The organism is Belnapia sp. AC561 (assembly GCF_979252845.1).
This window is the reverse complement of record NZ_CEEDBP010000028.1, coordinates 52043-72479: the sequence shown is the minus strand read 5'-3', so window position 1 is coordinate 72479 and position 20437 is coordinate 52043. Positions and strand designations below refer to the sequence as shown.

The 20437-nt window shown below is 71.6% G+C and carries 19 protein-coding genes; 8 read left to right on the top strand and 11 right to left on the bottom strand.

Going from position 1 to position 20437, the window contains the following annotated elements; genetic code table 11:
• Positions 1-10 precede the first annotated feature (10 nt).
• The 7 genes from AC0IW9_RS20825 to AC0IW9_RS20795 form a co-directional block, all read right to left on the bottom strand.
• Positions 11-457 carry a DUF1499 domain-containing protein gene (locus AC0IW9_RS20825; RefSeq protein ID WP_471650223.1) on the bottom strand — a complete coding sequence of 149 codons (447 nt, stop codon included), beginning with the start codon at positions 455-457 and terminating at the stop codon, positions 11-13.
• Positions 454-750, bottom strand: a complete 297-nt coding sequence (locus AC0IW9_RS20820) for a DUF3253 domain-containing protein (protein WP_471650222.1) — start codon at positions 748-750, stop codon at positions 454-456. Before AC0IW9_RS20820 ends, AC0IW9_RS20825 begins: the two co-directional genes overlap by 4 nt.
• 60 nt (positions 751-810) lie before the next feature.
• Positions 811-1791, bottom strand: a complete 981-nt coding sequence (locus AC0IW9_RS20815; RefSeq protein WP_471650221.1) for an NAD(P)/FAD-dependent oxidoreductase — start codon at positions 1789-1791, stop codon at positions 811-813.
• On the bottom strand, positions 1710-2651 hold the full coding sequence (locus AC0IW9_RS20810) for a putative bifunctional diguanylate cyclase/phosphodiesterase (RefSeq protein ID WP_471650220.1): 942 nt from the start codon (positions 2649-2651) through the stop codon (positions 1710-1712). The genes AC0IW9_RS20815 and AC0IW9_RS20810 overlap by 82 nt, the downstream gene beginning before the upstream one ends.
• A gap of 58 nt (positions 2652-2709) precedes the next feature.
• On the bottom strand, positions 2710-4827 hold the full coding sequence (locus AC0IW9_RS20805; RefSeq protein WP_471650219.1) for an HWE histidine kinase domain-containing protein: 2118 nt from the start codon (positions 4825-4827) through the stop codon (positions 2710-2712).
• A gap of 178 nt (positions 4828-5005) precedes the next feature.
• On the bottom strand, positions 5006-5746 hold the full coding sequence (locus AC0IW9_RS20800) for a DUF1194 domain-containing protein (protein ID WP_471650218.1): 741 nt from the start codon (positions 5744-5746) through the stop codon (positions 5006-5008).
• 173 nt (positions 5747-5919) lie between these two features.
• A complete protein-coding gene (locus AC0IW9_RS20795) occupies positions 5920-8844 on the bottom strand; it encodes an FAD-binding and (Fe-S)-binding domain-containing protein (protein ID WP_471650217.1) in 2925 nt (974 codons plus the stop codon).
• Positions 8845-8971: 127 nt separating this feature from the next.
• Between AC0IW9_RS20795 and AC0IW9_RS20790 the strand changes: the two genes are divergently transcribed.
• Complete coding sequence (locus AC0IW9_RS20790) at positions 8972-10156, top strand: pyridoxal-phosphate-dependent aminotransferase family protein (protein ID WP_471650216.1); 1185 nt, start codon at positions 8972-8974, stop codon at positions 10154-10156.
• A gap of 6 nt (positions 10157-10162) precedes the next feature.
• Here the strand turns inward: AC0IW9_RS20790 and AC0IW9_RS20785 are convergent, their stop codons facing one another.
• Entirely contained in the window at positions 10163-11038 is an 876-nt protein-coding gene (locus AC0IW9_RS20785; protein WP_471650215.1) for an oxygenase MpaB family protein, read from the bottom strand.
• Between the two features lie 107 nt (positions 11039-11145).
• Between AC0IW9_RS20785 and AC0IW9_RS20780 the strand changes: the two genes are divergently transcribed.
• The 3 genes from AC0IW9_RS20780 (at position 11146) to AC0IW9_RS20770 (ending at position 14196) form a co-directional block, all read left to right on the top strand.
• Entirely contained in the window at positions 11146-11853 is a 708-nt protein-coding gene (locus AC0IW9_RS20780; protein ID WP_471650214.1) for a glutathione S-transferase N-terminal domain-containing protein, read from the top strand.
• 32 nt (positions 11854-11885) lie between these two features.
• Positions 11886-12524: a VOC family protein gene (locus AC0IW9_RS20775; protein WP_471650213.1), complete on the top strand. Its 639-nt coding sequence runs from the start codon at positions 11886-11888 to the stop codon at positions 12522-12524.
• A 253-nt stretch (positions 12525-12777) separates the two neighbouring features.
• Positions 12778-14196 (top strand): PleD family two-component system response regulator, encoded by a 1419-nt coding sequence (locus AC0IW9_RS20770; RefSeq protein ID WP_471650212.1) that lies wholly within the window; start codon positions 12778-12780, stop codon positions 14194-14196.
• A 72-nt stretch (positions 14197-14268) separates the two neighbouring features.
• Here the strand turns inward: AC0IW9_RS20770 and rpmG are convergent, their stop codons facing one another.
• The 3 genes from rpmG to AC0IW9_RS20755 all read right to left on the bottom strand — a co-directional run bounded on the left by rpmG (position 14269) and on the right by AC0IW9_RS20755 (position 16567).
• Positions 14269-14436: a 50S ribosomal protein L33 gene (rpmG, locus tag AC0IW9_RS20765; RefSeq protein WP_290318511.1), complete on the bottom strand. Its 168-nt coding sequence runs from the start codon at positions 14434-14436 to the stop codon at positions 14269-14271.
• An 89-nt stretch (positions 14437-14525) separates the two neighbouring features.
• On the bottom strand, positions 14526-16001 hold the full coding sequence (locus AC0IW9_RS20760; RefSeq protein ID WP_471650211.1) for a CYTH and CHAD domain-containing protein: 1476 nt from the start codon (positions 15999-16001) through the stop codon (positions 14526-14528).
• Positions 16002-16027: 26 nt separating this feature from the next.
• Positions 16028-16567, bottom strand: a complete 540-nt coding sequence (locus tag AC0IW9_RS20755) for a SixA phosphatase family protein (RefSeq protein WP_471650210.1) — start codon at positions 16565-16567, stop codon at positions 16028-16030.
• 138 nt (positions 16568-16705) lie between these two features.
• On the opposite strand from AC0IW9_RS20755, the gene AC0IW9_RS20750 reads away from it, so the two are divergent.
• The 4 genes from AC0IW9_RS20750 to AC0IW9_RS20735 all read left to right on the top strand — a co-directional run bounded on the left by AC0IW9_RS20750 (position 16706) and on the right by AC0IW9_RS20735 (position 20414).
• Positions 16706-17440, top strand: a complete 735-nt coding sequence (locus tag AC0IW9_RS20750; RefSeq protein WP_471650209.1) for an SDR family NAD(P)-dependent oxidoreductase — start codon at positions 16706-16708, stop codon at positions 17438-17440.
• A complete protein-coding gene (locus AC0IW9_RS20745; protein ID WP_471650208.1) occupies positions 17440-18045 on the top strand; it encodes a DUF6134 family protein in 606 nt (201 codons plus the stop codon). Before AC0IW9_RS20750 ends, AC0IW9_RS20745 begins: the two co-directional genes overlap by 1 nt.
• Positions 18045-19583, top strand: a complete 1539-nt coding sequence (locus AC0IW9_RS20740) for a cryptochrome/photolyase family protein (RefSeq protein ID WP_471650207.1) — start codon at positions 18045-18047, stop codon at positions 19581-19583. Before AC0IW9_RS20745 ends, AC0IW9_RS20740 begins: the two co-directional genes overlap by 1 nt.
• Before the next feature lie 63 nt (positions 19584-19646).
• Positions 19647-20414, top strand: a complete 768-nt coding sequence (locus AC0IW9_RS20735) for a creatininase family protein (RefSeq protein ID WP_471650206.1) — start codon at positions 19647-19649, stop codon at positions 20412-20414.
• Positions 20415-20437 lie beyond the last annotated feature (23 nt).

Sequence of the window (20437 nt, the reverse complement as noted above, 5' to 3'; positions counted from 1 at the left end):
GAGTTGAAGCTCAGCGCTGGCGCAGCGCGGCCTCGAAGGCGGCCAGCCAGCGGTCGACACGGCGGCGGTTCACGCCGAGGTCGGACCAACCGAAGAGGCTGCGGGAATACAGGTAGAGCCCGGCACCCTCGGGCAGCGGGACCAGTTCCGCGGCAATGATGTCGGGGTAGTTCACCAGGGCGGATCGCTCGACCCATTGCGCCTGGCGGCGCTCCGGCCAGGCCTGGATCAGCGTGGTCCGGGGGAAGGTCTCGCCCAGGCCCCGCAGCACGCCCCAGGCCGTCGCGGCATCGACCGGCAGCGGCGGCACCGTGAAATGGGCCCCGGGATGCATCCCGGCCGGGGCGGCGAGGCAGGTATTCGGCGAGGGCGGCAGCACGAGACGGGCAAAATCCACCGGCTCGGCCGGCGGCAGCCCCTTCGCGCCACGACCGAACAGCATGCCGATCTTGCTCATGCGCCCTCTCCCTCCCCGTCCGGCGCGTCTGCCAGGGGGCGGCGCAGGCGGATGACGCCGCGTACCTGCTCCGGCGGCACCGGCTTGCCCTTGCGGAGGATCTCGATCTCCCCGGCCTTGAGCAGCGCCATGGCCGCCTGGCGGACCGGGGTCATCAGGGGACGCCATGGCCCCTCGTCGCCGCCGGCCAGGGCGCGGGCGACCTCGCTCGGGCAGATGGATTTGTCCGGACCGCGCTCGGCGGTCTGGCGGAGGATTTCGGCGGTGATGGTCGCCTCGCTGGGATCGGTCATGCTGGCGGCACCATAGGCCCGAATGGAGGCCTGTCAGCTTGGATTTCCGCCATCTTCCGGTCAGGTGGCGAGCAGGGCCCCGGCCAGGGCGGCGCCGCTGTCGAAGGCCGCCTCCGCCCGGCCGCCGAGGCACCAGTCGCCGGCCAAGCCGATGCGGGCCGCGGGGTCCCAGAGGCAGGCCTCGCCAAGCGGCACCTCCACCAGGGAATAGCGCCAGCGATGCGCGGCAACATGGGCCGGCGGCGGCAGCGCCGTCCCGGCGAGCGCCGCCAGGGCGGCGAGCAGCAGGGGCGGAATCGAGGCCGCCTCGACTTCGAGATGGGTGCGGGACCAGTCGGGCGCCGCCTGGATCACCCAGCAATGGCGGCTGGCATCCCGCCCCGGCTTGCTGCTGTCCCGCGCCGCCCAGCCGATCGGCCCTTCGGCGGGCCGCAGGCTGTCCGGCAGCGGCAAGGCCTGGTCGAAGGCGGCCATCACCGTCCAGCAGGGGGCGATCCGCACCGGGGCCAGCCGGGGCGGCAGGCCGGGCGCGCGGTCCGCCACCAGCGGCCCGGCCTGGGCGGGTGGCACCGTCACCAGGACCGCGTCGAAGGGACCGTCCTGCTCCGCCGGCGCCTCCGGCAGCGGCCGGCCGGGGCGGACCAGGGCGGCATCCCAATGCTGCAGCACCCAGGCGCCGGGCCGGCCGAGGATCGCCCCGACATGACGGCCGGTGCGGAGGTCGAGCCCCGCCGCCAGGGCGCGCGGGAGGGCGGACATGCCCGGAGTACCGACCAAGCGACCCGCCTCCCCCCACGGCACCGCACCGGCATCCGCCAGGGCGGCGGCGAAGCCCGGCCCGCGGGCGGTCAGGTATTGCGCCCCGTGATCGAACTGCAGCCCCTCCACCCGCCGTGTGGCCAGCCGCCCGCCGGCGCCCCGGCCCTTGTCGAAGAGCCGGACGGCGAGCCCCGCGGCGGTCAATGCGCGGGCGCAGGCGAGGCCGGCGAGGCCAGCTCCGATGATGGCAATGCGGCGAGGGTCGGCGGCAGGATGGGACATGCGCCGGCTTGAATGGGGGTGCCGCCGGATCCTGCAAGGGGGATGCCGGCCTCCCAGCGGCGGCGCAGCACCTCCGCCGGAACCGGGCGGCCGAAGAGCCAGCCCTGCGCCTCGATGCAGCCGATCTGCCGGAGGAACTGGTGCTGCGCCTCATGCTCCACGCCTTCGGCCACCAGGCGGATGCCGAGCGCGGTGGCGAGGCCCTGGACGGTGCGAAGGATCGTCACATCCTCCCGGTTGCCAGGGATGTCGCAAAGGAAGCTGCGGTCCAGCTTGAGGGCGGTGAAGGGCATGCGGCGCAGCCGAGCCAGCGAGCCGTAGCCGGTGCCGAAGTCATCGAGCGAGAGGCTGATCCCCTCCGCCCGCAGCGCCAGCAGCAATTCGCGCGTCTCCGGCCTGTCGTCGACCGAGAGGGATTCGGTCAGCTCCAGCTCCAGCCGTTCGGGCGGCAGGCCGGAGTCGGCCAAGGCGGCGGCGACCTGGGTGGAGATCAGGCCGGTCTCGAGCTGCCGGGCGGAGACATTCACCGAGATGGTCCCGGCCTCCACCGGCCAGCGCGCCGCCTCCGCCGTCGCCTGGCGCAGGACCCAGCCACCGAGCCGCAGGATCAGATCCGAGGCCTCCGCCAGGGGAATGAAGGCATGCGGCGGGATGGCGCCATGCAGCGGGTGCTGCCAGCGCAGTAGCGCCTCCGCCCCGGCCAGCCGGCCATCCGCCAGGAAGATGCGCGGCTGGTAATGGACCGACATCTCGCCCCGGCCGATGGCGCCGCGGAGATCGGTGATCAGGCGGCGGCGCAGGCCGCGGTCCGACGGATCCGCGGCGAAGCTGGACGGTCGTGTCAGGCTGATCGGCGGCATGAGCCCTTCCTTTCCGGCGGCACCCAGAAGCGCAGGACCGGATGAAGGAAGCGCTAACTCAGCCTGCCGGGCCGGCACCGCCGGCCGGATCCTCCCGCAGCGCCCGGTCGGCCGGAATCTCGAGGATGCAGGTCAGGCCGGCCGCCAGCCAGCTGCGCTGCAGGGTGCCGCCGAGCTGGCCCTTCACCGTCGCCTCGATGAGGCGGGAACCGAAGCCGCGGCGGGAGGGTGGCCGCGCCACCGGCGGCCCATCCGTCTCGGACCAGCGGAGCCGCAGGTAGCCAGGCCGGGCAGCGACGGTCCACTCGACCGCGACCTGGCCGTCGGGGACCGAGAGCGCACCGTATTTGGTCGAATTGGTCGCCAGTTCGTGGATCGCCATGGCGAGGGGCTGTACGGCATCCGCCCGCAGCATCAGCGGCGGCCCGACCAGCCTCGTCCGCTCCGCCTCCGTATTCATGCCCGCGCCGGGCAGGAAGGGCGCCAGTTCCCCGGCCACCAGCGCCCGCAGTTCGGCGCCGCTCCAGCCGCCCTGCGCCAGCAGCCCATGCGCCCGGGCCAGGGCGGCAACCCGGGCCTCGACCGCGACCGCATAGGCGGCGGCATTGTCCCGCGGGGTCAGCCGGATGGCGGCCTGGACCAAGGTCAGTGCATTGATCGCCCGATGCGCCAGCTCCTGCGTCAGCATGCGCTGGCGCTGTTCGTCATGGTGGCGGCCGGACACATCCTCCAGCAGCACCACGGCGCGCGATGGCTGCACCGCCGGGTCGTGGATCGGCGCCATGCCGAGCTCGAGCCAGAGCGGCATCGCATCCCGGCGCTGGTACTCCGCCGCCAGGGTCACCGTATGGCCGCAGCGCAGCCGGTTGCGATGCACCTCGGTGATCCAGCCGGCAAACCGGGAGAAGAGATCGCCGGCCTGCGACAGTCCTCCGAGGTCGAGGCCGAGGATGCGGCAGAAGCGGTCATTGGCGAGCAGGATGGCGCCGGTCTCGAGGTCGATCTGCGCCATGCCGATCACCGGTGCCTCGAAGGCGCCGCGGAAGCGGGCCTCGCGCAGGGCCAGCGCGGCATGGCTCGCATCGCGCCGATCCCGGGCGCGGTTCAGCGCGGCGGCGGCCTCGTCGATCTCGGCGAGGCCCCGGCGGTAGCCACTGGCCTGCGGCACCGGATCGGCCAGGGTGCCGAGCCAGCGGATGCCCCGGCTGACCCGGCCCGCGAGCAGCAGCAGCAACAGCAGCGCCGCCAGCGCGATGGCGCCGCCGGCCACCGCCAGCAGCATCGAGGTGCCGAGCCGGGTGCTGAAGCTGTCCTGCGCCACGGCCAGGGCGATGCGGAAGCCGGAGACGGGGGCCTTGACCAGGCCGATGGTGGAATCGACGCCATCGACCCGCCGGGTGCGGATGACGGCCTGGGCCGCCCCGGCTTCGAAGGCGGCACGGACCGCCGGCACCAGCTCGCTGCCGACCAGATTCCGCTGGCCCTCGCTGCGGGCCACGACCTTGCCCGCCCGGTCGATGATGGAAGCGACGGAGCCGGGCGGCAGCTGCTGGGCCACCAGCGCGGCCGCCAGGTCATCGGCCCGGAGCGCCACGCTGAGCACATAGGCGGTGCCGGGCGCGGCCCTGGCCTCCCCACCGGGTCCCGGCGCCTCCGGCAGCATGACGGGAACCGCGACCGCGACCAAGTAATCCAGCGTGACGGTGCCGCGGAACAGCTGGCCGATCTCGGTGCGGCCAGTCTGCGCCGCCTGGAGGATCGCGCCATCGGCGAAGGTACCGGGTGCCACACCGGCCTCCGCCGGCAGGGCGGTATGCAGCAGCATGCGCCCATCCGGCTGCGCCAGGGCCAGCGGGCCCAACCCGGCCGCCAAGGCGGCACGGCGCAACTCCGGGCCGAAGGCCGCCAGGTCATGGTCGCGTAGCCGGGGTGAGGCCGCCAGCCCACGCAGCAAGGCTTCGCCGGCGGCGAAGCGGCCGTCCACCATCTGCGCCAGGGCCCGGGCGGTGGCCAGCGTCTCGGAATCGGCCCAGGCCCGGGCGTTGCGCCGCGCCTGATCGATGATGAAGGCGGAAAGGCCGAACAAGGCGCAGGCGATGATGGCGCCCAGGACGAGGAGTTGCCGGTGCAGGCTGTCCCGGCGCATCTCCCGCAGCATGGACGACATGACCGACATCGGCCGCTCCCCGGTAACGCCTGGCCTCCGCCGGTGCGGGCGCCGTCGAGACCCCGCCGCACGGTTCGATAGTTCGGGTAACTATCTAACTCGGAATGGTTGCGTCGTCAGGTCTTGGCCAGCGTCAGGCGTCTCAAATTCCGGGCACGGCTTCGCGAGGGGTGATCGCGTCCTCGCCTCAGGCGAAACGCTCGATCAGAGGCCCCTTCGGCGGAACCGCGGCGACTTCCCGGATGATCTTGCGGCGGACCGCGGCTTCGAAGGCTTCGAAACCCTCGGCCACCACCAGGAAGGCACCGGGGCCGCCAATGACCTCATCCTGGTAATAGGTATCGAGCGGCGGCAGCGCGGAGGAGAGCGAGAGCGGCGTCGGCGTCTTGTCGAGCACCGCGAGGCCGTTCAGGACGATGCCCTGGGCCAATGCCTCGGCCCGGGCATCGGCCACCGGCCGGCCGGAATTGTTCACCCCGTCGCCGGAGATGTCGACGACCTTGCGGGTGCCTTCGAAGCCCTGGCCGAATTGCCTGGCGGCATAGTCCATGGCGCCGGAGATCGAGGTATAGAGCCAGGTGCGGCGCGGCGCATTGGCGACGGCATCGGCGAAGCGGTTGGCGCCGGCCGCGCCGTCCAGCAGCATCCAGGGCACGACGGTGTTCTGGATATGCCAGTCGGACCAAGTGAACATGGTGACGGCGATGGCGCCGAGCGGACCGCCCATGATGCCCTCGATCAGGCGGCGATCGCGGAAGGCATTCTCATAGCCGGAGAATTGCATCTCCTGCTCCTCGGGATCGACCGAGCGGCTGACGTCCACTGCCAGTACCAGCTCGACATCGACCGGCACGGCCGCCTTGGCCCGGGTGGCCTGCAACAGGGCTGGTGCCGCCAGGGCGGCGCCCAGCATAACGCGTCTTCGCATACGACCCCCTTCTGGCCGAGGGGCGACGGCGCGCGCGCTGCGCACCGGGCCATCCGGCTGGCATAGGCAAGGCCGTGGCTGCCATCGCTCCCGTGTTGAAAGGACTCATATCGCCCTTCATGCTGCACCGCAAGAAAATGCTGCGATGCAACATAAAGGTGAGGTCGGCCGCGTCAGCCGGCCAGGGCCATGTCCAGCACCCGGACGCTGTGGAGTGCCTCCCGGCCCGCCAGATCCTTGATCTGGTGCCGGCAGGAGGTGCCGTCGGCGACGATCAGCTGGCCGGGCGGGATGGCGCGGATCGCCGGTAGGAGGGCAAGCTCGGCCATCGCCTTGGAAACGGCGAGGTTCTTCGCCTCATAGCCGAAGCTGCCGGCCATGCCGCAGCAGGAGGAGGCGATGGGCGTCACCTTGAGACCGGGAATGCCCGCCAGCACCGCCACCGCCGCCGGAAAGGCGGAGAAGGCCTTCTGATGGCAATGGCCATGGATATGCGCCGCCGCCGCCACCGGCTTCAGCGCCAGCGCAGGCTTCTCCCGCACCAGGAATTCGCCGATCAGCACCGCCCGCGCCGAGAGGCTCTCGGCCGCCGCGCCGGGCAGCAGCGAAAGGAATTCATCCCGTAGGGTGAGCAGGCAGGAGGGCTCGATGCCGACCACCGGCAGCTCGAAGGCGCCGAGCGACGTCAGGGTCCGCCGCGCCTCCTCGCGCGCCTGTTCCACCAGCCCGGCGGCGAGATAGGTGCGGCCGCTGTCGAGCGGGCGGGCGCCCCTGGCCGGGCGCGCGACTACCGGCCGGAAGCCGGCCGCCCGCAGCACCCGGGCGGCGGCGCGGATATTCTCCGGCTCGAAGTAGCGGTTGAAGAGGTCGGGGAAGAGGATGACCTCCCCGGACCCGCCGGTCGGCGCCGGCAGCTCGGCATCGTGGAAGGCATTGCCGACGAAGCGCGGCAGGCTGCGCCCGGCGGCGAAGCCGAGCAGTTTCTCCGACAGCCAGGCGAGGCCCGGCACCCAGCCGCGGGCATTGGGGATGAAGGGCGCCATGGCGGCGAAGGGCGCCCAGCGCGGCATGGTGGCGATGACCCGGTCCTTCAGCGAGAGACCATGCGCCGCGGCGCGGGCGGCCTGGACCTCGATCTTCAGCTTGGCCATGTCGACGCCGGTCGGGCATTCCCGCTTGCAGCCCTTGCAGGAGACGCAAAGGTCCATGGCGGCGGCCACTTCCTCCGAGGCAAGGCCGCCGGCGAGCTGGCCGGTGAGTGCGAGCCGCAGCGTATTGGCCCGGCCGCGGGTCAGGTGCTGCTCGTCCTGCGTCGCCCGGAAGCTGGGGCACATGACGTTGGCGTCGGACTTCCGGCAGGTGCCGTTGTTGTTGCACATCTCGACCGCGCCGAGCAGGCCGCCCTGCGGGCCCCCGCCCTCGGCATCGCGCCAGGCGGACCAGTCGAGCGCCGGGGCGATGGCGGGGTCGGCGGCGTAGTCGGGGCCGTAGCGGAACAGGCTGCGGTCATCCATGCGCGGGGCGCGGGTGATCTTGCCGGGATTCATCATCCCCTTCGGATCGAAGGCATCCTTCACCTGCTCGAAGGCGCCGACGATGCGGGGCCCGAACATGCTCTCGTGGAACTCGGAGCGGACGATGCCGTCGCCATGCTCGCCGCTGTGCGATCCCTTGTACTCCCGGACCAGGGCGAAGCATTCCTCGGCGATGGCGCGCATCTTCGCCACGTCCTCGCCCGCCTTCATGTTCAGCACCGGGCGGACATGCAGGCAGCCGACGCTCGCATGGGCATACCAGGTGCCCTTGCTGCCGTAGCGGGCGAAGACGTCGTTCAGCCGTTCCGTGTAGTCGGCGAGGTCGGGCAGCGCGACGGCGCAATCCTCGATGAAGGAAACCGGCTTCCCGTCGCCCTTCATGCTCATCATGATGTTGAGCCCGGCCTCGCGCACCTCGGCGATCGCGGCCTGGAAGCCCGGCTCGACCACGCGCACCACCTGCCCGGGATGGCCGAGGTCGGCCATCATCTCCTCCAGCGCATCGAGCGAGCGCAACAACGGCGCATCCTCGTGCCCGTGGAATTCGACGATCAGCAGGCTGTCCGGCTCGCCGATCAGGATCTTGTCGATCGTCGCCCGGTACATCTGGATGGAACGGCCGAGGTCGATCATGGTGCGGTCGACCAGCTCCACCGCCTCGGGGTCGAGGGTGACCAGGTGCTGGGAAGCCTCCATCGCCTTGCGGAAGCTGGGGAACTGGCAGATGCCCAGCACCTTGCGCGGCTTCACCGGCCAAAGCTTGAGGTCGAGCGCCGCCGAGAAGGCCAGCGTGCCCTCCGAGCCTACCAGCAGCCGTGCCAGGTTGCCGCGGCCGGCGGCGCGGGCGGCCGGCGTCAGCGCCTCGATGTTGTAGCCGCCGACGCGGCGGAGCTGGGCGGGGAAGCGGGCGGCGATCTCGGCGGCCTCCCGCACGCCGAGGGCGCGGAGCGACTGGATGAGCTCGGCGATGCCGGCGGGCATGTCGCCGCCGAGGTTGTCGGGCAGCTCACCGAAGCTGAAGCGCGTTCCATCGGCGAGCAGCGCGTCGATCGCCCGCACGTTGTCGGCCATCAGCCCGTAGCGGATGGACTTGCTGCCGCAGGAGTTGTTCGCCGCCATGCCGCCGATGGTGCAGCGCTGCCAGGTCGAGGGATCGACGGGAAAGAACTTCTTCTCGCGCGCCAGGGCCGCGTTCAGCGCGCCGAGGGTGATGCCGGGCTGCACCGTCGTGGTGTCGCCCTCCACCGACAGGACGTTGCGCAGGTACTTCGTGCAGTCGATCACCAGCGCCCGGTTCACCGTCTGTCCGCATTGGCTGGTGCCGCCGCCGCGCGGCAGGACGGGAATGCCCTCGGCGCGGCAGAGGCTCATCGCCGCTTCCACATCGGCGATGGTGCGCGGCACCAGCACGCCGACGGGTTCCATCTGGTAGATGCTGGCATCCGTCGCGTAGCGGCCGCGGTCGGCGGCGCCGAACAGCACCTCGCCGGATGTCTCGCGCCGCAGCGCCTCGGCCAGGCGGCTGTCGCCGATGCGGTCCTTGGGAATGGTGAAGGCGTTCATGGCGCGAGACTAATCCTGGGCGTTTCGCCTGTCCGATCTATAATGCTCATCAATACGACAAGCCCTTCTCATTGGCCGGCCCGCATGGATCGCGCCTATGAGGGGGCCGACACGGGAGCCCCAAGCCATGGCCTATTACCAGTCCTCGCCCAGCGCCGGGCGCCATTTCCTGCAGATCCCCGGGCCGACCAACGTGCCCGACCGCGTGCTGCGCGCCATGGACAACCCGACCATGGACCACCGCGGCCCGGACTTCGGCAAGTTCGGCGCCCAGCTGCTGGAGAAGGTGAAGCTGGTCTTCAAGACCCAGGGCCCCGTGGTGATCTACCCCGCCTCCGGCACCGGCGCCTGGGAAGCGGCGCTGGTCAATACGCTCTCGCCCGGCGACCGGGTGCTGATGTGCGAGACCGGCTGGTTCGCCCACCTGTGGGAGGAGATGGCCGAGCGGCTGGCGCTGAAGGCCGAGCTGCTGCCGACCGACTGGCGCCGCGGCGCCGATGTCCCGGCCATCGAAGCGGCGCTCCGGGCCGACCGCGACCACGGCATCAAGGCCGTCTGCGTCGTCCACAACGAGACCAGCACCGGCTGCACCTCCCGCATCGACGAAGTTCGTAAGGCCATCGACGCCGCCGGCCACCCGGCCCTGCTGCTGGTCGATACCATCTCCTCGCTCGGCTCGATCGACTACCGGCACGACGAATGGGGCGTCGACGTCACCGTCGCCGGCTCGCAGAAGGGGCTGATGCTGCCGCCGGGCCTGTCCTTCAACGCGGTCTCGGCAAAGGCGCTGAAAGCGGCCGAGACGGCCAAGCTGACCCGCAGCTTCTGGGACTGGCGGCCGATGATCGCCTCCAACGCCACCGGCTACTTCCCCTATACGCCCGCGACCAACCTGCTCTACGGCCTCGATGCGGCGCTCGACATGCTGGTCGAGGAAGGGCTCGAGAATGTCTTCGCCCGGCACGACCGCTTCGCCGAGGCGACCCGCCGCGCCGTCCGTCATTGGGGCCTGGATGTGCAGTGCGAGGACCCGCGGCACTATTCCTCGGCGCTGACCGCGGTGCGGCTGCCGGAGGGCCATAGTGCCAATGCGCTGCGGGGCATCATCCTCGAGAAATTCAACATGTCGCTCGGCAACGGCCTCGGCCGGCTGAACGACCGGGTCTTCCGCATCGGCCATCTTGGCGACTTCGGGCCGCTGTCCCTGGTCGGCGCGCTGGGCGGGGTGGAGATGGGTCTCGCCGCGGCCGGCATCCCGCACAAGGCGGGCGGCGTGCAGGCGGCGATGGCCTATCTGAACGGCAACGCCTAGCACCGATCAGCTTCCAGCAAAGGCCCAGCGCAGGGTCCGGGCGATGCCCAGGGTACCGGCCCGGACCAGCGGCCGGCCCAGCCCCGGGTTGGGCAGCCCGTGCATCCGCGCCGCCCAGCCCGGCAGCAGGTCGATCCCGGCCTGCATCGTCAGGCGCTGCAGCGGCTCGGCCAGCGGCTTCGGCGCCGGCTGGGTCAGGACGATCCGGGCGACCTCGCGGCTGCGGGCATCGACGCGGAGCCGCGGCCGCATCGCCGCCAGCAGGGCCTGTGCCTCGGCCCGGCTGCGCGGCACCGGATCGGCGCCGAGCGCGATGCCGATGCGGGCCATCTCGGCGAAGTAGCGGTCCTGGTCGGCCCCCGACATGCCCGGCTCGGCATAGCGGACATAGCCCTTGAGGAAGCTGGTCGTCTCGGTGACATGCACCCAGGCAAGCAGCGCCGGGTCGTTGGCCTCGTAGGGCGTGCCATCCGGCAGGGTGCCGCGGACCTGATCATGGATGCGGCGGATGCGGGCCAGCAGCGTCTCGGCCTCCTCCCGCCCGCCATAGGTGGTGGTCGCGATGAAGCGGGCGGTGCGGCGCAGCCGGCCGTGCATGTCGGCGCGGAAATTCGAATGGTCCCAGACCCCGGCCAGCACCGCCGGATGCAGCATCTGCAGCAGCAGCCCGGCGATGCCGCCGACCATCATGCCGGTGACGTCGCCATGCACCCGCCAGGCGACCGAACGCGGCCCGAACAGCCCATCCGGCCGGCGCGGCACCGGCGCCTCGCCCCGCGCCGGGTCGTTGAACAGGGCGACGACCTCGGCGGCGATGGCCGATTTCAGGGGCTGGGCGAAGCCGGCCGGCAGGAAGGCGGCGGGCGCGGGCGAGGTCTTCATGTTCCCCATATGGGCCTGCTCCGGCCGCTGCCACCCCCTGGCCGCCGGGCCGGTTGCCTTCCGCCGATCCCGGTCCCATCGTGGGCACCGCAGCCCCGAGGATGCCGATGCCCGCCCCCATCCAAGTCTGGACCTGGCCGACGCCGAATGGCCACAAGGTGCACATCCTGCTGGAGGAACTCGGCCTGCCCTACGAGGTCGTGCCGGTCGCCATCGGCAAGGGTGATCAATTCAAGCCGGAATTCCTGGCCATCACGCCGAACCACCGGATTCCCGCCATCGTCGATCCGGAAGGCCCGGGCGGGACGCCGATCCAGCTCTTCGAAAGCGCCGCCATCCTCATCTACCTCGCGGAGAAGGCGGCCTCCCCGCTCTGGCCGGCCGATCCCGCCACCCGTTACACCTGCCTGCAATGGCTGATGTTCCAGATGGGCGGCGTCGGGCCGATGTTCGGCCAGTACAACCACTTCGCCAATTACGCGACCGAAAAGCTGCCCTATGCGATCGAGCGCTACACGAACGAGGTGGCGCGGCTGCACCGGGTGCTCGACAAGCGGCTGGCCGAGAGCGCCTTCCTGGCCGGGCCGGATTATTCCATTGCCGATATCTGCACCTTCCCCTGGATCCGCAACGCGGAACGCCGAAACATTGATCTGGCGCATTATCCGCATGTGCTGCGTTGGCATGATGCCATCGCCGCGCGCCCGGCGGTCCGGCGTGGAGTCGAGGTGCTGGCCGAGAACCAGCGCCGCGGCGCCATGACCGAGGCCGAGCGCGAGGTGATGTTCGGAAAGACGCAATTCGCCGCCCGCTGAAGGATCAGCCGGCGCGGCAGAAAGGGACAGGCATGGCCGAAATCGACCACATCGTGCTGGGCGCGCGGACGCTTGCGGAAGGCGCCGCCTATGTGGAGCAGCACCTGGGCGTCAAGCCGCGCAGGGGCGGCGTCCATGCCGGCTACGGGACGCACAACATGCTGCTCGGGCTGGGCAAGACCACCTATCTGGAGGTGATCGCCCCCGATCCGGACCAGCCGACGCCGCAGCATCCGCGCCTCTTCGACCTCGACGACCCCGCGGTGAAGCTCATGCTCGAGGCCGGTCCCTGCCTGGTCGGCTGGGTGGCACGGACCCCGGTGCTGGACGCGGTGATCGCCCGGCTCGGGCCACGCGGCGGCGAGGTGATGTCCATGTCGCGCGACAAGCTCGCCTGGCGCATGGCCTTCCCGCCGCAGCGGCAGGACATGAACAACCTGATCCCCGCGCTGATCCAGTGGCAGACCGACAGCGCCGCCCTCCACCTGCCGGATAGCCATGTGCGGCTGCTGGCGCTGGAGGCGGAGCACCCGGAGGCCGATGCGGTGCGCGATGCCCTGGCCGAACGCGGGCTGGAGACGGTGCTGAACGTGCGCCAGAGCCCGCATGCGCGGCTGCTGGCCCGCTTCAAGCGAGCCGACGGTACCGAGGTGGCACTCTCCAGCGGCTGACGGTACCGGATACCTCGCGACGGCTGCACCCTTTGACGCCGATCCGTGTTAGTATAGGCGCTACCCTGGGGTGTTCCGGTCCGGGCTGGCCCAACCAGGCCGGTCCTGGCCGGAAGACCCGGCGGTGGCGGGGTAAGCTACGAGAAGGCGATAGGACAGGGATGCTGCAGCTCAGGCCGCTTCGACGTCAGCGCCTCGGAGGCCCGTTGCCCTCGCCCCGGTCGGGCGTCGGCACTGCCCACAGGGCCGCCGCATGACGGCGCGCATCCTGGTGGTGGACGACATCGCCGCCAATCTCCGGCTGCTCGAAGCCAAGCTGCTGAACGAATACTACGAGGTGGCGCTCGCCGCCTCGGGGCCGGAGGCTTTGGCGACTGCCGCCCGCTGGTCCCCGGATGTCATCCTGCTGGATGTCATGATGCCGGGGATGGATGGCTACGAGGTCTGCGAGCGGCTGAAGGCAAGCAATGCCACGGCGCATATGCCGGTAGTGATGATCACCGCCCTGGTCGATCCGGCCGAGCGGGTGCGCGGCCTGGAAGCGGGCGCGGACGACTTCCTCTCGAAGCCGGTCGACGACGCCACCCTTTTCGCCCGGCTGCGCGCGCTGCTGCGGGTGAAACAGGTCCAGGATGCCTGGCGGCTGCGATCCGACACCGCACGGGACCTGGGCTTCGAACCGCCGCCCGACCCCTCCCCCAGCATCGAGGGCGCCAGCGTCCTGGTGCTCTCCGAATCGACGGCGGAGACGGCCTCCATTGCCGCCATCTTCTCGGCCGATGGCGTGGTGGTGCAGACCGCGACCGAATCCGAGGCGGCCCGAAAGACCCTGGCCGAGGGCAATTTCGACCTCGCGGTGCTCTGCCTAGCCGGCGAGGGTGGCGACGTGCTGCGGCTGGCCTCCCGCCTCCGGGCCCAGGGGGCGACGCGGGACCTGCCGGTGCTGCTGGCTGCGGATACCAGCCAGCGCGGCCTGGTGCTGCGCGGCTTCGACCTCGGCGCCAACGACCACGTCCTGCGGCCGATCGACCCGAACGAGCTGCGGGCGCGGGCGCGCAACCAGATCCGCCGCAAGCGCTACCAGGAAAGGCTCCGCGCCGACCTGGACCGCAGCCTCGAGATGGCGGTGACGGATCCGCTGACCGGGCTGCGCAACCGGCGCTATGTCCGCCGCCACCTCGATGGGGTGCTGCGCGGCACGGATGCGGCGGTGCTGCTGCTGGACGTGGACCGTTTCAAGTCGATCAACGACAGCTACGGCCACCCCGCCGGCGATGCGGCGCTGCGGGAAGTTGCCAATCGGCTGAAGGCGCATCTGCGCGCCGCGGATGTCGTCGCCCGCTACGGCGGCGAGGAATTCATGGTGGTGCTGGCCGGGGCCCCGACCGACTATGCCACGATGGTGGCGGAACGGCTCTGCGCCTCGCTCAGTGCCTCCCCCTTCGAGATCGCCGGGACGCAGCTGCGGGTGACGGCCAGCATCGGCCTGGCGGTCGCGCCGCCGGGGACCAGCGTCAACGCCGCGGTGGCGGCCGCCGATGCGGCACTCTACCGGGCCAAGGAAGCCGGGCGGAACCGTGTGATGCAGGCCCTGCCGGAGGATTTCGTCGAGGACGGGACTGCCGACCAATTGCAGGACGCGCCGCCGCCGCCGAAGCTGCGGACCGGCTGAAGACAGACAGCCCTGAAAAGCAAACGGCGGGCCAAGGCCCGCCGTCATCTCGATCCGACAAGTGCCCGCAGGCTACTTGATCTTCGATTCCTTGAAGACGACGTGCTTGCGCGCGACCGGGTCGTATTTCTTCAGCTCGAGCTTGCCGGTGGTGTTCCGGACGTTCTTCTTGGTGACGTAGAAGAAGCCGGTTTCGGCGCTGCTGACGAGCTTGATCTGGATGGTGTTCGACTTGGCCATGGCGAAGCCCGTTGATCCTGAAGTACCTGAAGGGGTCGCAACCTAGCGTTCTTCGCCGACCCGTCAAGCCAAAGCTTCAATTTCGATGGTCAGCGCCAGAAGGGATCGGCGTCGAGCAGCTCTTCCCAGGCCTCCAGCGCCTGCTTCCGGGCGCGGCCGGTGCGGCCGGCGGCGAAGCCTTCCAGCGCCCCGACCGCCCAGGCGGGCACCCCGGCCAGGCTGCCGACCAGCCCGCGCGCCACGGTGGTATCGTTCGCCAGCCCCAATTCCTCCTGCAGGGCCGAAAGGCGGCGGAGGAAGCGGCGGGTGGCCTTGCCCGGCCAGAGCGGGGCGAAGAGTTCGGCGGCATAGCGCAGCCGCTTGGCATCCAGCCGCACCTCGTGCAGCGCCTCGGCGCCATGCGCCTCGATCGCCTCGCCCCGCTTGCGCAGGCGGTTCCAGCGCTTGTCGAGCAGGGTGGCACCGAATTCCGCCAGCGGCTGGTCCAGCAGCGCGCCGCGGCCATCGGCCTCCGCCCCCTCCCGCCAGGGGCGCAGCAGCAGCAGGGACAGGCCGGCGAGCACCAGCCGGGGAAAGGCCGGGCCTTCCAGCAGCCGGCCGAGCCCGGCATAGGCCTCGGCACGGCGCGACTCGGCGGCCTTCAGCAGCGCCGCCAGCCGGCGATCGGGACCGATCGACTCCAGCGCCTCGACCCCGATGCCGGCGAGGAAAACATCCCAGTCCCGCGCCGGGCCGAGCGCCCCGGCCAGGGCCGAGAGTCCGGCATCGAATTCGGCCAGCGCCGGGCAGCCGGCCGCCGGGCGGAAAGCCTTGAGCACGGAGCGCAGGCGGCGGAGCGCGACGCGGGTCTGATGCACCCCTTCCAGCCCGGCGCCGGGACGGCAGCCGGGGGCATGGCTCAGCATGGCTTCCAGCAGATGGCCCAGCGCCGCCAGCAAGGCGGCCTCGACCGAGGCGGCATCGGCCAGGGCCGGCGGGCCGCGGCGGCGTGGGCGGGGCGCCTCGCCCCGCGCCAGGGCGCGGCCCTCCTCGGCCAGGCTGGCAGTGGGTGGCAGCAGGTGCAGGTCCGGCGCCAGCGCCGCGGCGCGTGCCAGCACCGCCTCGGTCGGGCCGCTGAGGCGCAGCCGCGCCACCGGCATCTCGGCGGCGACGGCGCGCAGCTTGCCGACCAGCAATTCGGCTTCGACATCGCCGAGCTGCATCAGGCTGCGGCGGCCGCTGAAGGCGGCGATCGGCACCAGGGCGGCATCCTCGGGCGGAGCCTCCGCCAAAGCCTCGGCCTGCCTGCCGGGGCACCAGGCAAGTCCGGGTTGCGGCATGGCCCGCAGCAACTGCCGCGGCCCCCGCGCCGGGGCGGCCAGCGCCAGCCCCTCCTCGGCCAGGCGCCCCTCGGCGGTATCCAGCCAGATGAGCTCCTCCGCCAGGCTGCGGCTGCGGCCGGCGCGGGCGGTGGTGATGGCGGGGTGGCGCATCAGCCGCTGGGCGGCGGCGGGGTCCAGGGCGAATTCGAGGCTCAGCCCAGGTGGGGACGCCTCCGGCGGCGCCGGCTCCGGCTGAGGCGGCATGGCGGGATCGGCAGTCTCGAAACGGGTCAGGCGGGTTGCTCCGCGGCGGAAAGGTCGCGGGGCGCGAGGAAGCGGACCAGCCGGCCGCCGCCGGCCTCGAGCTGGCCCCAGGGGGAGGCGATGGTGAATTCCGCGAGGGCCCCGGTCGGATAGCCTTCCGCCAGCCGCCGGGCATCCGGGCCCCCGCGCGCCAGGGAGGCCGGGTCGGCCAGCGCCAAGGCCAGGTCGTGCAGGCCGGGGTTATGGCCGATCAGCAGCAGGCTGCGCGCCGTCGCCGGCACCTGGCGCAATTCCTCGAGCAGCCGCGGCCAGGGCGCGAGGTAGAGCGCATCCATCGGCTCGATCAGCGCGCCATCCTCGAAGGGGGTCAGCGCCTCCAGCGTCTGCAGGGTGCGGCGGGCGGAGGAGACGAAGACGATGTCGGGCGCAAGGCCCAGGTCGCGCATGGCATCGGCCATGGCCAGGGCGGAACGGCGGCCGCGCGCATTGAGCGGTCGGGCGTGGTCGGGCAGCGCCGGATCGTCCCAGGAGGACTTTGCGTGCCGCAACAGCAGGAGCTGGCGCATGGGCCCGCATCCTGCCACGCCCCGCCCGCCTTGTCCCGAGGCGATTGCGCCCGCGGCCGGAACGCCCCAATCCTTCGCCCCCTCTGTCCAATTCGCCGTTTCGGCCCCATCTGGTCGCGGCGTAGGTAAGGATTTCGTATGTCCGGCGTTGTTGCGATCCTCGGCGCCACCGGCGGCATCGGCGGGGCCCTGGCCCGGCGGGTGGCGGCCCGTGGCGGCACCCCCTTTCTCATTGGCCGGGACGCGGCCCGGCTGGCGGCGCTGGCGGCCGAGCTGGACGCCCCGCATGCGGCCTGCGACGTGACCGATCCCGCGGCGCTGCGGGCGGCGGTGCAGGCGGCGGGGCCGGCCCTCGATGGCCTGGCCTTCTGCATCGGCTCCATCGTGATGAAACCGCTCGGCCGGGTGACCGCCGAGGATTTCGCCGCCACCTTCGCGCTGAATGCGACGGCGGCGGCGCTGGCGGTGCAGGCGGCGGCGCCGGCGCTGACCGCCAAGCCTCGGGCCTTTCCATCCAGCGTGGTGCTCTTCTCCTCCATCGCCGCCCGGGCCGGCTTCCCGAACCATGCCGTCATCGGCGCCGCAAAGGCGGCGGTCGAGGGGCTGATGGTGGCACTGGCCGCCGAGCTTGCTCCGGCGGTCCGGGTCAATTGCATCGCCCCCAGCCTGACGCGGACCGGCATCGCCGAGCCGCTGACCAAGAATCCGCAGATGGCCGAGGCGATCGCCAAGCTGCATCCCATCCCCCGGCTGGGAGAGGCCGAGGACGCGGCGGCGCTGGCCGATTTCCTGCTGTCGGAGGCTGCCGGCTGGATCAGCGGGCAGGTCATCGGCGTCGATGGCGGTCGCTCGACCCTGCAGGGGAAGGGCTGATGCGCCGCCGCTCCCTGCCGCTGCTGGCCCTGCCCTTGCTGGCCGGCCCCCTGCCCGCCCGCGCCGCCGGCGGCGAGCTGCGCTTCCGCATCATGCGGGAGGGCTCGGCGATCGGCACCCATACCGTCACCATCGCCGAGACCGCTGGTGGGCTGACGGCACGGACCCTGGTGGCGATCCAGGTGAAGCTGATGGGCATCACCGTGTTCCGCCTGACGCATGACTTCACCGAGGTCTGGTCCGGCGGGCGGCTGGCCAGCGTCACCTCCCGCCACGACCGCAACGGCACCGTCGTCACCATGTCGGCGCGGGCCGATGCCGGGGGCCTCGCGGTGCAGGGGCCGGGCGGCGCCGCCCGCCTGCCGGCCGAGGCCTCCCCGCTCAGCTGGTGGGACAGCCGCCGCTTCAGCGGTCCGCTCTTCGACAACGAGACCGGCAAGCCGCTGAGCCTGCAGTGGTCCCGCACCGCCCTGCCCGGCGGCGGCACCCGCTGGCGCGCCACCGGCGACGAGGAGGGCGAGGCCAATTACGCCGCCGACGGCACTTGGCTCGACTGGAAGACCAAGGGCGACGACGGCAGCCTGGTGACCTACGAGCGACTGTAATGGGCCTGCTGCGGGTGGTCCTAGGCGACCAGCTCTCGCGGGAGATCCCGGCGCTGGCCGGGCTGGACCCGGCGCAGGACGTGGTGCTGCTGGCCGAGGTCATGGGCGAATGCAGCTACGTCCCGCACCACCGGCAGAAGCTGGTGCTGGTGCTCTCGGCCATGCGGCATTTCGCGGCGGCGCTGGCGGCCCGCGGCGTCCGCGTCGACTACATCCGGCTGGACGATCCGGCGAATAGCGGGACGCTGTCCGGCGAGGTGGCCCGCGCCGTGGCCCGGCACCAGCCATCGGGCATCATCGCCACCTTCCCCGGCGAGTACCGCGTCCTCGCCGAGATGCGCGGCTGGGAGGAGGCGACCGGCCTGCCAGTCGATATCCGCGACGACAACCGCTTCCTGTGCGACCTCGGCTGGTTCCAGCGCTGGGCCCAGGGCCGCAAGCAGCTGCGGATGGAATTCTTCTACCGCGAGATGCGCCGCGCCACCGGGTTGCTGATGGAGGGCGACCAGCCCGCCGGCGGTGCCTGGAACTACGATGCCGAGAATCGCCGCAAGCTGGATGCCGGGGTGGTGCCCCCTGCCCCGCGGCGCTTCCCCCCGGATGCCACCACGCAGGCGGTGATGGCCCTGGTCGAAGCGCGCTTCCCCGCCAATTTCGGCAGCCTGGATGGCTTCGCCTGGCCGGTCACCGCGCGGGATGCGGCGGCGGCCCTGGCCGATTTCATCGCCCATCGCCTGCCCCGCTTCGGCGACTACCAGGATGCCATGGCGACCGGCGAGCCGGTGCTCTTCCATGCCCTGGTCTCGACCAGCCTGAACATCGGGCTGCTCTCGCCGCGCGCCTGCTGCGAGGCGGCGGAGGCGGCCTGGCGGGCCGGACAGGCACCGCTGAATGCGGTGGAGGGCTTCATCCGCCAGATCCTCGGCTGGCGGGAATACGTGCGGGGCGTCTATTGGCTGAAGATGCCGGGCTATGCCGCGCTGAACGCGCTGGAGGCCACGAGGCCGCTGCCCTGGTCCTGGTGGGGCGGCGAGACCCGGATGAACTGCATCCGCCAGACGGTCCACCAGACCCGGGACATGGCCTATGCCCATCATATCCAGCGGCTGATGGTAACGGGGAATTTCGCCCTGCTCGCCGGGCTGGACCCTGCCGCGGTGAACGAATGGTACCTCGCCGTCTATGCCGATGCCTATGAATGGGTGGAGCTGCCCAATACCCACGGCATGGTGCTGCATGCCGATGGCGGCGCCCTGGCCAGCAAGCCCTATGCGGCGAGCGGCGCCTATATCAACCGCATGTCGGATTATTGCCGCGGCTGCGCCTATGACGTGAAGCTGTCGGTCGGGCCGGATGCCTGCCCCTTCAACGCGCTCTACTGGGATTTCCTGGCCCGGCACGCCCAGCGCTTCGCCGGCAACAACCGCCTGGCGATGCCGCTGCAGACCCTGCGCAAGATGCCGGCGGAGAAGCTCGCCGGGCTGCGCGCCCAGGCCGCGGCATTCCTCGCCGGGCCGGAGCTGCGGCCCGCCCCCTGAGCCACCCCCCTCGACAGACGGCGCCGCCGATGCCGCAATGCGGCACCCGAGGAGAGGCGACCGATGAGCGACTACGAATTCGAATGGATGCGGCTGACCGCCGAGGAGCTGCGCGCCCGTGCCGCCGAGGACGCCCTGGTCATCGTCCCCGTCGCCTCCATGGAACAGCACGGCCCGCACCTGGCGACCGGCGTCGACATCATCCTCGGCACCGCGGTCGCGCATGAGACGGCGAAGCGGCTGGCAGCCAGCGGGCAGCCCGTCGTCGTCACCCCCTGCGTCTGGACCGGCCTCGCCGAGCACCACATGGCCTTCGGCGGCACCGTCACCCTGGAGTTCGAGAGCTTCTCCGCGGTGCTGCGGGGCATCGTGCGCTCCGCCTCCCGCCACGGCTTCAGGAAGGTGATGCTGCTCAACGGCCATGGCGGCAATGCCGAGGCGATCGCCGTCTGCGCCACCGAATTCGCGGTGGAATTCGGCATCAAGGTCGCCGGCGGCACCTATTGGCATGTGGTGCCGGAGGTGATCGGGCCGCTGCTGGAACGCCAGGCCGGGCTGATGCATGCCTGCGAGGCGGAGACCAGCATGATCATGCACCTCCGCCCCGAGAGCGTCCGCACCGAGCGCCTGCCGGAGGCCTTCGGCCCGATGTCGACCCGCGTCGAGGGCCAGCCGCCCGGCCTGGCGCAGCGGCGCTCCTTTAAGGCGCTCTCGCCCACCGGCGTCATCGGCGATGCCCGCACCGCCACCGCCGAGAAGGGCGCCAAGCTGCTGGCGGCCATCGCGGCGAAGATGGCGGAGGTGCTGTCCAACCCGAAGCTCTGGGCCTGAGGCCCTGCCTCCGACATTCCCCT